The organism is Hymenobacter telluris, from assembly GCF_017313265.1.
Lineage (GTDB): Bacteria > Bacteroidota > Bacteroidia > Cytophagales > Hymenobacteraceae > Hymenobacter > Hymenobacter telluris.
The window spans coordinates 22,177-33,962 of the sequence record NZ_JAFLQZ010000003.1 but is presented as its reverse complement, the minus strand read 5'-3'; the positions used below and the strand labels follow the sequence as shown (position 1 = coordinate 33,962).

Here is an 11,786-nt window from a genome sequence, read left to right as displayed (position 1 = left end):
GCACATGAAATCGAGATTCCTTCCCACTTCCTTCCCGCGCCGCGCTGGCACGGCCGCGCTAGCTTGCACCTTGGCCCTTTTCAGCGGCTGTAAAGATTTTCTGGATGTTGCGCCGCAGGGTCAGCTCAGCGAAGACGCCATTCGGACCGACCCCGCCGCCGCCCAAAAGCTGGTAGACGGCGTGTATAACGTAATGTACCTCGGCGGCTTCGGCCCCGATGTGCACGGCTTGCAGTTCGTCATCCTCACCGATATTGCCTCCGACGACGCCGACAAGGGCAGCACCCCGAGCGACTACGCCGATGCCGCCGCCGTGGACAATTTCACCCTTACGTCCACCAACAGCAACATCAACAACTGCTGGAACGGCTACTTCCAAGCCGTGGGCCGCGCCAACCAGGCCCTCGACAAAATTCCGCTGAGCCCTGCTTCCGACGCCGAGAAAAACCGGCTGCTAGGGGAGGTGCGCTTTCTGCGCGGCTACTTTTACTTCAACCTGGTACGCCTGTTTGGCGGTGTGCCCAAGCTGGACCGGGTGCCGGCCGCCTCGGAAATCAACAGCCCCGAGTTCCAGCGCCGCGCCACGGCCGAGGAAATCTACCAGTTCATTGTTAGTGACTTGCAGTTTGCGGTGGACAACCTGCCGCTGAAAGCGGCCACCCAAACCGGCCGCGCCACCAAGGCTGCCGCGCAGGGCATGCTGGCCAAGGTGTATCTGTACCAGAAAAACTACCAGCAAGCCTACGCCCTCACCAACGAAATCATCCAGGGCCGGTCGGGGGCCTACGCGCTGTACCCCACCTACGCCGACATCTGGCGGACGGCCGGGGCCAATAGCTCGGAGTCTATCTTCGAGGTGCAAACCGGTGTCAACGCGGCCTGCAACAACTCGGCTATCGAGCTGTACACCGTCAGCCAGGGCCCCCGCTCCGGTGGCCGGGGTGGCTGGGCCGATTTGGGCTTCGGGTTCAACACGCCCACTCAGGCCCTAGTGAATGCCTACGAAGCCAACGACGTACGCCGGGCCGGCAGTATCATCTTCATCAACCCCACCGCGCCAGCCGGGCAGCGCTCCACCGGCACCGTGCTCTGGGACGGGTTCCGGATTCCAAGCAAGGACTCAGTAGAAGGCCTGCGCTACAGCTACAAGGCATACCACAGCCGCACCCGCGAGGCCAATTGCGGCAACAATGACTTCCTGCCCAAAAACGTCCGGGTGCTGCGCTACGCCGAAGTACTGCTCATCAACGCCGAAGCCGCGCTGCAAACCGGCAACGCTACTGCTGCCGCTACCAACCTGAACCTGGTGCGCGCCCGCGCCGGTTTGGCTGCCATTACGGCCCCCACGCTCACCCAAATATGGCAGGAGCGCCGCGTGGAGCTGGCTTTGGAGCACGACCGGTTCTTTGACCTGGTGCGCCAGGAAAGCGTACAGCCCGGCCGTATCGTGCCCATTTTCGCGGCGCAGGGCAAGACGTTCACCAAAAACAAGAATGAAATCTTCCCCATTCCACAGCCCCAAATCGACCTCAGCGGCGGCCAGTTGACGCAGAATCCAGGGTACTAGGTTCGTTGAGTGTACCTCACCCCCTAGCCCCCTCTCCTCAGGGAGAGGGGGACTAGCTTCTAGATTTCTAATTCTTACTCTCTTACTAAGTCTAGCTCTAAAGCTAGTCCCCCCTCTCCCCGAGGAGAGGGGGCTAGGGGGTGAGGTTCTTTCGTACGCTATGAAACCATACCTCCTGTTCCTCTGCCTGCTGCTGCCCGGCCTGCTTTTCGCGCAGCAAAAGCCCGCTGCCAAAAAAGCACCGGCTGCCACCGCCAAGTTCAACGCCAAGCAACGCCCCCGTAACCTCTCCGACGAGCAGCTGCTCGACCAGGTGCAGCGCCAGACGTTCCGCTACTTCTGGGACTTCGGGCACCCGGTGTCCGGCATGGCGCGGGAGCGAAGCAACCGGTCCTTCGACTACGGCGACGAGGTGGTGACGACTGGTGGCACGGGCTTCGGCATCATGGCCATTATCGTGGCGGCGGACCGCAAGTGGATTACGCGAGAGCAGGCCGCCACGCGCATCCTCAAAATCGTGAAGTTTCTGGAGAAGTCCGATTCGTTTCACGGGGTGTTTCCGCACTGGCTGAACGGGGCGACGGGCAAGACCATCCGGTTCAGCCAGAAGGATGATGGGGCCGATTTGGTGGAAACTTCGTTTCTGTTTGAGGGCCTGATTTGTGCCCGCCAGTATTTCACCCAGGAAACCCAAACCGAGCGGGACGTGCGCAACCACATTCTGTGGATGTGGGAAAACGTGGAGTGGAACTGGCACACCCAAGGCGGCCAGAATGTGCTGTACTGGCACTGGAGCCCCAACAACGGCTGGAGCATGAACCACCAGATTCACGGCTGGAATGAGTGCCTGATTACCTACGTGCTGGCCGCGTCGTCGCCGAAATACGCTATTGATAAGAAAGTGTACGACCAGGGCTGGGCCACCGGCGACTACTTCAAAAACGGCAAGGAGTTCTACAAAATCAAGCTGCCGCTGGGCTTCGACTACGGCGGGCCGCTGTTCTTCTCGCACTACTCGTTCATGGGCCTCGACCCGCGCGGCCTCAAAGACCAGTACGCCGATTACATGCAGCAAAACCAGGCCCATACCCGCATCAACTACGCCTACTGCGTCGATAACCCCAAGAAATACAAAGGCTATGGCCCCAACAATTGGGGCCTCACTGCCTCCGACAGCTACAAAGGCTACGCCGCCCACTCGCCCAGCGAAGATTTGGGCGTGATTTCGCCCACCGCCGCCCTGTCGGCCATGCCCTATGCGCCGCAGGAATCAATGGCCGCGCTGAAACACTTCTACAACGACCTTGGCGACAATATCTGGAGCGAGTACGGCTTTGTGGACGGCTTCAGTGAGCACCACAACTGGTACGCCAAGTCGCACCTCGCCATCGACCAGGGCCCCATTGTAGTGATGATAGAAAACCACCGGACCGGCCTGCTCTGGAAGCTGTTCATGAGCAGCCCCGATGTGCAGCGGGGCCTTAATAAGCTTGGTTTCGAGAGCCCGCAGCTGAAAAAGTAACAAACGGAACCTCAACCTCCAGTCCCCTACACTCGCTTGATGCGCGACATGAAAAGGAGAGGGGGAGCCCGACGAATTGTTATTTGCTGACCGTTGAACGCACTCCTCTCCACGGGAGAGGGGCCGGGGGTGAGGCCCCGTTAGAACGCTACTGAAGAGCCAGTTGCACTCTAACCTTGTTACGCCGCCGGAAAACCAGCGCCACGCAAAACGCAATACCGCTCAGCACCAAAGCCGCGCCCACCCAATCGGGCGAAGTGTAGCCCAAGCCCGCCGCAATGGGCAAGCCGCCCAAATACGCGCCCAGCGCATTGCCGGTGTTGAAGCCCGATTGGCTCAAGGAGGACGCCAGCATCTCCGAGCCTTTCGCCGACCGGATCATCAGCATTTGGATGGGGGCGGCCGTAGAAAAAGCCAGCGCCCCGGTCAGCATGGTGATGAGAATGGTAGTTGCCTGATGCTGCGCCGCCAGCGGAACCAGCAGCAGCGAAGCCGTCATGGCCAGCAGCAGCCAGGTGGTAGCCCGTAGCGGCGACATTCGGTCGGTGAGCCAGCCGCCCAGCAGGTTACCCAACGACATGCCCACGCCCGCCAGCACCATCAGAAACGTAACGGCGTTGTTGCTGAACCCCGCCACTTCCGTAAACAGCGGCACGATGTAGCTGAACCACGCAAAAAAGCCACCGTTGCCCAGAATCGTGATGCCGATAATCATCCAGGGCTCTAAGTGCCTGAAAGCCTGAAACTCCTGCCGCAAGTTGGTTTCCTTGGCGGGCAGCACCGGTAACCAACGCCACACACTCAGTACCGTGAGGGAGGCCACCACCACAATCAGCACAAAGGGAATCTGCCAGCCGTAGTTGTGGCCCAGATACGTGCCAATCGGCACCCCGATGATGTTGGCAAACGTCAGGCCCGCAAACATCATCGAAATGGCCCGCGCCTCTTTGCCCGGCTCGGCCAGCCGCCCCGCTACCACCGCGCCTACCCCGAAAAACGCGCCGTGCGGCAGCCCCGACAGAAACCGGGTCAGCAGCATGAGGTGGTAGCTGGAAGCCAGCACCGACAAACCGTTGCCAAAAGCAAACAAGGCCATCAGCAAAGCCAGAATCCGCTTGGGCGGCATTTTTACGGTAAGTGCCACCAGCAGCGGCGCCCCCACCACCACGCCCAGCGCATACGCCGAAATGAAGTGCCCGGCCGCCGGAATGGTAATGTGCATGGCCTTGGCAATATCCGGCAGAATGCCCATCATGACGAATTCCGTCATGCCGATGCCGAACCCGCCCAGCGTGAGGGGAACCAGTGCTAGTTTTGATTTCATGGAGGGGTTGTTTGCGCGTTCAGGAAGAGGCGCAATAGAAAACGTGTCGGGCCGCGCAGGCCCCTAATGGAAGCCTACACAACCCGACACGTTGGAATGTTGTTTGAAAAAAGCGGACGATAAGCCGAAAGAACGTCATGCAGAGGCGCAGCACTTCTATCTTCTCACTAAGCTGATAATCATTGCTTCTTTATTACTTGAACCTTAACAGGATATTTCTTCCTGAATTCGTAGTAATAAGTTGCTTGCTTTTCAACAGCAGCTTTGGAAATAGTAGGACTCCATGACTTATCCAATAGGTATCCGTCTTCCGAAATAGTGGGCTGATTGAAATCAATAGCCATCTTTTCATCGTCTGGAATAAAGTAAAAACTTTGTTCCAAATTAATTAGTGAGTCCAAAGTAGATATACCTGCTTGACGCATTTCATCTTCAGTCAACTCTATACCGCAGTTGTCGCAGGACTTTTCTTGTGACCTGTAAGCGACATAGCCACAGATGGGACAAGTGGAATACTTGACACCGTCTTTACTCATGAGTGCATCAGGATGCGGCAAAAAGACCGTGGGTAGTGCCGCAACCACAGCTAGCATCATTAATACTGCAAGACGGAATATAGGTTTGCGTTTTTCAGTGAAGTAATAGCAAGCAATACCAATCGCACCCGCTACTCCTCCCGCTAAGCCACTGTAAAGCACGCTCATTCCTTTATCCACAGTGTACGCACTGCCGAACTGCATGGAACAGATTACCGGAATCAGTAAGAAAGCGGTAAGCCAGTATTGGCTGTTGTTAAGATTTGATTGAGTTGGTTTCACTCTTTTCAACTCAAGTTGATATTAGTTACTGCAACGTTAGCACGCGAGATGCTTCGGCTGCGCCTCTGCATGACAGTTCCGGTAGATAAGTTCTACGTCAGCATGCCGCCATCCACCTGCAACACTTGGCCGGTGATGTAGCTGCTGTTGTCGGAGGCGAGGAAGGCGGTGGCTTTGGCTACGTCTTCGGGCGAGCCGCCGCGCTTAAGCGGAATTGCCTTGCGCCACTCATCTACCTGCTTTTGGTCGAGGGCATCGGTCATTTCGGTTTCAATGAAGCCCGGCGCAATGGCGTTGCAGCGGATATTGCGCGAGCCCAGTTCCAGCGCCACCGACTTCGTGAAGCCGATAATGCCCGATTTTGAAGCCGCATAGTTTGCTTGGCCGGCGTTGCCTTTGATACCGACCACCGAGGTCATGTTTACGATGCTGCCGGCTTTGGCGCGCATCATGGGCTTGGTGGCGGCTTTGGTAAGGTTGAACACCGATTTCAGGTTAACGGCCATTACCTGGTCCCACTGCTGCTCGCTCATGCGCATCAGTAGGCCATCCTGCGTGATACCGGCGTTGTTGACCAGAATATCCAGCTTGCCGAACTCGGCTACCACGTCTTCCACCAGCTTTTCAGCCTCCGCGTACACCGAGGCATCGGAGCGGTAGCCTTTCACTTTGGTGCCGTGGGCGGCCAGCTCTTCTTCGAGCTGCTGGCCTTTCTCCACGCTGGAGAGGTAGGTGAAAGCCACCTGAGCGCCCAGTTGGGCGAAATGCACCGCAATGGCGCGGCCGATTCCTTTGGAGGCACCCGTAATGAGGGCCACTTTTCCGTCGAGCAGTTTAGTCATGGGGCGAAGATAGGATTTTGGTTTTTTGGTTGGTGGTTTTTGGTTTTTTGAAGAGTGGCCGCGCGAATCTGCCCGTCAACTGTCGGCAAGTTGCCATCTTCGTAGTTGGAAATCTGCCAATCAGGCGCAAAAAACCAAAAACCACCAACCAAAACCCACCGCGTGGAAGTCGACATCTGTATTCTGGGCGCCGGCCCCGGCGGTGCCACGGCGGCGCTGCACCTCGCCAATGCCGGCCAGCCGTGCCTGCTCCTCGACCGCGCCACGTTCCCGCGCGACAAAGTGTGCGGTGATGCGCTCAGCGGCAAAGTGCTGGCCGAGCTGCGCCGGATCGGTGTCAGCCTGCCAGCCCAGCTGGAAGTTGCGCCCATACAGCTGCCTTCGTGGGGTATCGACTTCTACGCCCCCAACGGCCGCCGCCTATCGGTGCCGTTCAAGCCGCGCTACAACCCCGCCGCCGACCAAGCCGCCGGCCACATCAGCAAGCGCATCGACTTCGATAATTTTCTGATAGAAGAAGTGCGCCGCCGCCCCGAAATCGAGTTGCGCGAAGGCATCGAAATCAGCCAGCACGAGCAGCAGCCTGATGGCCGCTGGCTGCTCAAAGACGGTACTGGTGCCCCCGTAGTGCTAGCCAGGCTGCTGCTGGTAGCCAACGGTGCCCAATCCACATTTGCCCGCCAGATTGGGGGCCACGCCTTGGAGCCAGCGCACCATTGCGCCGGCCTGCGGGCCTACTACCGAGGCGTAACTGGGCTGCATCCTGATAATTTCATCGAGCTGCACTTCATCCAGGACTTTCTGCCGGGCTACCTGTGGGTGTTTCCGCTGCCCAACGGCGAGGCCAACGTGGGTGTGGGCATGCTCACCGAAGCCGTATCCAAGCGCAAAGTGAACCTGCGGGAGCAACTCGCCGACATGCTAGCTACGCACCCCGCTCTAAAAGACCGGTTTGCTACAGCCGAACGGCTCGGGCCGGTGCGCGGCTTCGGCTTGCCGCTGGGCTCGAAGCGCCGCCAGCTTTCCGGCCCCAACTACCTGCTGCTCGGCGACGCCGCCTCCCTCATCGACCCATTTAGTGGCGAAGGCATCAGCCACGCCATGGTATCGGGCCGCCACGCCGCCGACTGGGCCGGCCGGGCTCTGGCCGCCCGGCAGTTCACCGCGCAGTTTCTGGCCGGCTACGATAAGGCCGTGTACAACCGCCTAGGGCAGGAATTACGCCTAAGTGGCGTGATGCAGCGGCTGCTCAACTACCCATGGCTGTTTAACTTCATTGCCAACCGTGCGGCCAACAACCCCACCATTGCCGAAACCCTGTCGATGATGTTCCTGGACATTGATATGCGCGAACGGCTGCGCAAGCCTAGCTTCTACCTCAAGCTGTTGGTAGGCAGTAAGTAACCGTAAGCGCTGGATTAGCAACGCAACTGTTTTGTGCGCTATGCCGCAGCCATGTGCTACTACTCCGTGTAGCGGCGCAGGCTTTTCTCGGCCTCGGGGTTGAGCGAAAAAGCCTTTGCCAAGTCGGCTTTGGCTTCGGTGGGCTTGTTGAGCGATGCATGGCTGATGCCCCGGTATTCGTAGGCATCGGCAAACTCTGCATCCAGATTGATGGCAGCCGTGAAATCGGGAATGGCGGCCCGGAAATTGAGGGTTTGCATTCGAGCCACGCCGCGCCCGAAATACGCCTCCTTGCACTGCGGGTTGTATTGGGTGGCCTTCGTGAAATCGGTAATGGCGGCGGGGTACTGCTTGAGCTTCAGCCGGGTCAGGCCGCGCTGGTAGTACGCATCGGCATTGGTAGGAGCGAAGCGGAGGGCCATGTTCAGGTAGGCAATGCCGGTGGTATACTCCTTTAAGTGGCACTTGGCCCTGGCCCGCGCCAGCAAGCCGCGCACATCGGCCGGGGCGCTAACGGCTACAGCTTCCGGGGCAGTAGCAGCATAGTCGGTATTTGCCGCCGGGTCAACTTCTGTGTCGGGTGCCGCTACCGTGGCGCTGGCCGTAACCAGCGGCGTGGTATCCGGCATAACCAGCGGGGCCGCCCGCTCCAGCCGAAATGCCCGCTGCGAGGCAGGAGTTAATCTTTCTTTTTCGGAGGTAGCACACTGCGTGCAAGTCAATACAAGGCCGGCAGCAGAAAGAAGTAAAAACAGGCGGCAAATCATAACAGAGCAAAGGGGCGCGAGAGGGAGGGAGAACGGAGCGTAGAAGATACGGATTTCAACGAAAACCACCAGATTTTGCTACGATATGTTATACGTGCTAATCTGGTGAAAGTGGCTGCGAGCCTGCGTATAGCTCCAAATCAAGCTTTATACGGGGTGTAGCGCGGCTTCGGCTACCGCAGGCCCGAGCCTGGGAATTACCGGCGGGCTGTAGCTGTTGGGGAGACGCGCCGCCTGCCTATCTTTGCCGACCCCTTGGCGGCATACTTAGCTGGCAGCGGGACTCTATATTCTCCATTCTCACCTTCAACCTGAATACACTATGGCATTGCAATACGACCTGGTCGTGGTCGGCTCTGGGCCGGGCGGCTACGTAGCCGCCATCCGCGCCTCCCAGCTTGGTCTGAAAGTTGGCGTCATCGAGCGGGAATCCCTCGGCGGCATCTGCCTCAACTGGGGCTGCATTCCCACCAAAGCCTTGCTCAAAAGTGCTCAGGTGTTTGAATACCTCAACCACGCCAGTGAATATGGTCTGAAGGCCGAAGGCGTAAGCTTCGATTTCAACGCCGTGGTAAACCGCAGCCGCGGCGTGGCCGATGGCATGAGCAAGGGCATCAACTTCCTGTTCAAAAAGAACAAGATTGACGCCATCATGGGCACTGGCAAGCTGCTGGCCCCCGGCAAAGTGGAGCTCACCAAAGCCGACGGTACCAAGGATACGGTAGAAGCCAAGCACATCATTCTGGCTACCGGCGCCCGCGCCCGCCAGCTGCCCAACCTCCCCATCGACGACAAAAAAATTATCGGCTACCGCAAAGCCATGAGCCTCGAAAAACAGCCCAAGCGCCTGGTGGTGGTGGGTTCGGGTGCTATCGGGGTTGAGTTTGCCTACTTCTACCGCGCTATGGGTTCGGAGGTGACGGTGGTGGAGTACCTGCCCCGCATCGTGCCCGTGGAGGACGAGGAGGTTTCGCGCCAGATGGAAAAGTCGTTCAAGAAAATGGGCATCAACGTGCTGACCAGCGCCGAGGTAACCAAAGTGGACACCGCTGGCGACGGTTGCAACGTGACCATCAAAACAGAGAAAGGCGAGCAGCAAATTGCCTGCGACGTGGTACTGAGCGCCGTGGGCGTGAGCACCAACCTAGAGAACATCGGCTTGGAAGAGCTGGGCATCAAGGTGGAGAAAGGCCGCGTCATCGTCGACGACTACTACCAGACCAACGTGCCCGGCATTTACGCCATCGGCGACATTGTACCTGGCCCAGCCCTGGCGCACGTGGCGTCGGCTGAGGGTATCATCTGCGTTGAGAAAATTGCCGGTCATCACCCCGAGCCGCTCAACTACCAAAACATCCCCGGCTGCACCTACGCTACGCCGGAAATTGCCTCGGTGGGCCTGACCGAAGCCGAAGCCAAAAAGCAGGGCTACGACGTGCTGGTGGGTAAATTCCCCTTCTCAGCCTCCGGCAAAGCTTCCGCAGGCGGCGTGAAAGATGGCTTCGTAAAGGTCATTTTCGACAAGAAGTACGGCGAGTGGTTAGGTGCCCACATGATTGGCTCGAACGTAACCGAAATGATTGCCGAAGTGGTAGTAGCCCGCAAGCTGGAAACCACCGGCCACGAAATCATCAAGTCGGTGCATCCGCACCCAACCATGAGCGAGGCTGTAATGGAGGCCGCCGCCGCCGCCTACGGCGAAGTGATTCACTTGTAGGAAAGCTGGTAGCTTCCAGTTGCCGCCCAAAAAACGCCCCGGAACCATGCGGTTTCGGGGCGTTTTTGTGTGGTTGCAGTGCTATTTGGGCACGGACAGCACCGCATCGGCAAAGCCGAGTTTGCGGTAAGTTGGGTTGATGCGCTTCTGGAGGGCGGTTTCGTCGGGCCGGAAGCTGGGTTGTTGCGGTGTGCTAAAATCCCAGGTGCCCACGTAGTTTAGCTGCCCGGCTTGCACTGTAAACACGTAGCGAGTGGCAGCTATGGTGCCTATTTGGTTGCTAGGTTTGCGTAGCTCATCGTTGCCATAGCTGTAATAATACTGATATAGCGCATAGGTGCCGGCTGGCAGTGCCACGCAAAACTCATTCTCTTTGCGGCTTTTCATAGTGGGCTTCACTATCACCCGCAGCACTTTGGGAGTGGCAAGATCAACAAGCAGTACATGTTGCGGAAGCCCGCCGCTACTGAACCCTAGGCGCTGGATGCAGCTGCCATAAATCAAGCCTTTACCAGCAGGCAGCGGGCCCCGACTGGCGGTCCAGGTAGCAACTGGCAGCAGAAACGTTGGCACCGGTAGTTGGTCGAGCGAATCAGCGGTGAAGCCGCCGGGGCCGTTGTTAATGCTGAACGTAAGCGGCACGGTATACGATACCGTAACCGGCTTTCGGTTTTGGGTGCCTGGCTGCCACTGCACCTGCGTTAGGCGCTTCGCCACACGCAGGGCTTCCGCGTCTAGGTCGGCCCGGACGCCTTGCTTCACTTGAATGTCAGTCGTGCGGCCCTCCGGATTCACCAGGAATGATATAAATACTTTGTCTTGCACCTGGTCACGCAGCGCCGATTTAGGGTAGCGCATGCTGTCGGAGAGAAACTTCAGCAGCGCGGAGGGGCCACCCGGAAACACCGGCATGGTTTCCTCATACCGGTAGGGCTTGTTGCGGCTGGAATCGGACGGAGCAGCATGGGTTTGTGCCCAGCTGATAAGAGTGCTGCCTAACAGGCAGATAGCGAGAAAAAGGATGCAGCGCATAGAGGAAGGAAAGATAAAGGTTCTTTTCTTCCTTGCCTGAGCTAGTGCAGCCCAAAACAACTGGGTACCCGGTACCTATATGTATGCGCGAAACACTGGCCACGCGCAGCCGACATGAGCGAGCAAGAGCCAGCCCCGCTGAACAATGAGGTTTTCCAGCCGTATCCTTGCATATTCAGTTCTGATTCTGCTGCCCCGCACCCTTATGAAGCTTTCCTATCGTTTGTTGATTACCCTGCTCCTGATTGGGATGGCATTTGTGCTGATGGCAGCGTTTTTCAAGATGCAGCACTACCCTGGCAGCGACTGGCTGATTCGGGCAGGGCTGTTCGTACAGTTTGTGGCGGGCGTACTGGTGGTCTGGAAATTTGCCAACCGCCTCGATAAGCGCGAATAGCAGCCTCAAACAGATAGAACAAAGCAAAACCCCTATAAAGCAGAAGCCGGTCGCCTCGAAACAGATCGAAGCGGCCGGCTACTTGGATTCGGGTACCTGTGGAACAACTCGACTGAACTAGCTGCCCCGTATCCGAAGGTTTTACAGGCGGGGTGGGGTCGGCACCTGCATAAACGGAGCGTGGGAATTGGTTATCAGCTGATGGGGGGGATTCATTAGCTGATAACGGGAGCAATATTACAAAATATTTTCAACTAGTAAGTGTTAGCTCACTAATATTTAGTGAGTATATGCTCACTTTTTTTGACGTAGAAGTTGTAACTGCTTGTTGGTTAGAGTAGAAGCAATAGTTGGATTTTGATGATGAGGAAAAATATTTTTCACATTATTAGCGCT

10 protein-coding genes are annotated in these 11,786 nt (G+C 57.7%); 5 read left to right on the top strand and 5 right to left on the bottom strand.

Annotation, left to right across the window (positions count from 1 at the left end):
- Positions 1-4: 4 nt before the first annotated feature.
- Positions 5-1,567, top strand: a complete 1,563-nt coding sequence (locus J0X19_RS05070; RefSeq protein ID WP_206982070.1) for a RagB/SusD family nutrient uptake outer membrane protein — start codon at positions 5-7, stop codon at positions 1,565-1,567.
- 160 nt (positions 1,568-1,727) lie between these two features.
- On the top strand, positions 1,728-3,089 hold the full coding sequence (locus tag J0X19_RS05065) for a glucoamylase family protein (protein WP_206982068.1): 1,362 nt from the start codon (positions 1,728-1,730) through the stop codon (positions 3,087-3,089).
- 148 nt (positions 3,090-3,237) lie between these two features.
- Here the strand turns inward: J0X19_RS05065 and J0X19_RS05060 are convergent, their stop codons facing one another.
- The 3 genes from J0X19_RS05060 to fabG all read right to left on the bottom strand — a co-directional run bounded on the left by J0X19_RS05060 (position 3,238) and on the right by fabG (position 6,073).
- A complete protein-coding gene (locus J0X19_RS05060; protein WP_206982065.1) occupies positions 3,238-4,413 on the bottom strand; it encodes an MFS transporter in 1,176 nt (391 codons plus the stop codon).
- Between the two features lie 179 nt (positions 4,414-4,592).
- Complete coding sequence (locus J0X19_RS05055; RefSeq protein WP_206982058.1) at positions 4,593-5,231, bottom strand: hypothetical protein; 639 nt, start codon at positions 5,229-5,231, stop codon at positions 4,593-4,595.
- 92 nt (positions 5,232-5,323) lie between these two features.
- Positions 5,324-6,073 carry a 3-oxoacyl-[acyl-carrier-protein] reductase gene (gene fabG / locus J0X19_RS05050; RefSeq protein WP_206982056.1) on the bottom strand — a complete coding sequence of 250 codons (750 nt, stop codon included), beginning with the start codon at positions 6,071-6,073 and terminating at the stop codon, positions 5,324-5,326.
- Between the two features lie 162 nt (positions 6,074-6,235).
- Between fabG and J0X19_RS05045 the strand changes: the two genes are divergently transcribed.
- Complete coding sequence (locus J0X19_RS05045) at positions 6,236-7,477, top strand: NAD(P)/FAD-dependent oxidoreductase (RefSeq protein ID WP_206982054.1); 1,242 nt, start codon at positions 6,236-6,238, stop codon at positions 7,475-7,477.
- Positions 7,478-7,536: 59 nt separating this feature from the next.
- On the opposite strand, the gene J0X19_RS05040 is transcribed toward J0X19_RS05045, so the two are convergent.
- Positions 7,537-8,199 (bottom strand): tetratricopeptide repeat protein, encoded by a 663-nt coding sequence (locus J0X19_RS05040; RefSeq protein WP_206982052.1) that lies wholly within the window; start codon positions 8,197-8,199, stop codon positions 7,537-7,539.
- A gap of 367 nt (positions 8,200-8,566) precedes the next feature.
- Here J0X19_RS05040 and lpdA point away from each other — a divergent pair, with 367 nt between their 5' ends.
- A complete protein-coding gene (lpdA, locus tag J0X19_RS05035) occupies positions 8,567-9,961 on the top strand; it encodes a dihydrolipoyl dehydrogenase (RefSeq protein ID WP_206982046.1) in 1,395 nt (464 codons plus the stop codon).
- Positions 9,962-10,042: 81 nt separating this feature from the next.
- On the opposite strand, the gene J0X19_RS05030 is transcribed toward lpdA, so the two are convergent.
- On the bottom strand, positions 10,043-10,993 hold the full coding sequence (locus tag J0X19_RS05030; RefSeq protein ID WP_206982045.1) for an energy transducer TonB: 951 nt from the start codon (positions 10,991-10,993) through the stop codon (positions 10,043-10,045).
- A 205-nt stretch (positions 10,994-11,198) separates the two neighbouring features.
- Here J0X19_RS05030 and J0X19_RS05025 point away from each other — a divergent pair, with 205 nt between their 5' ends.
- On the top strand, positions 11,199-11,390 hold the full coding sequence (locus J0X19_RS05025; RefSeq protein WP_206982044.1) for a GldL-related protein: 192 nt from the start codon (positions 11,199-11,201) through the stop codon (positions 11,388-11,390).
- The last annotated feature ends 396 nt before the right edge of the window (positions 11,391-11,786 follow it).

Coding starts and splice junctions, on each gene's coding strand:
- J0X19_RS05025 (WP_206982044.1), top strand. CDS start 11,199: ATGAAGCTTTCCTATCGTTTGTTGATTACCCTGCTCCTGATTGGGATG.
- fabG (WP_206982056.1), bottom strand. CDS start 6,073: ATGACTAAACTGCTCGACGGAAAAGTGGCCCTCATTACGGGTGCCTCC.
- J0X19_RS05060 (WP_206982065.1), bottom strand. CDS start 4,413: ATGAAATCAAAACTAGCACTGGTTCCCCTCACGCTGGGCGGGTTCGGC.
- J0X19_RS05030 (WP_206982045.1), bottom strand. CDS start 10,993: ATGCGCTGCATCCTTTTTCTCGCTATCTGCCTGTTAGGCAGCACTCTT.
- lpdA (WP_206982046.1), top strand. CDS start 8,567: ATGGCATTGCAATACGACCTGGTCGTGGTCGGCTCTGGGCCGGGCGGC.
- J0X19_RS05065 (WP_206982068.1), top strand. CDS start 1,728: ATGAAACCATACCTCCTGTTCCTCTGCCTGCTGCTGCCCGGCCTGCTT.
- J0X19_RS05070 (WP_206982070.1), top strand. CDS start 5: ATGAAATCGAGATTCCTTCCCACTTCCTTCCCGCGCCGCGCTGGCACG.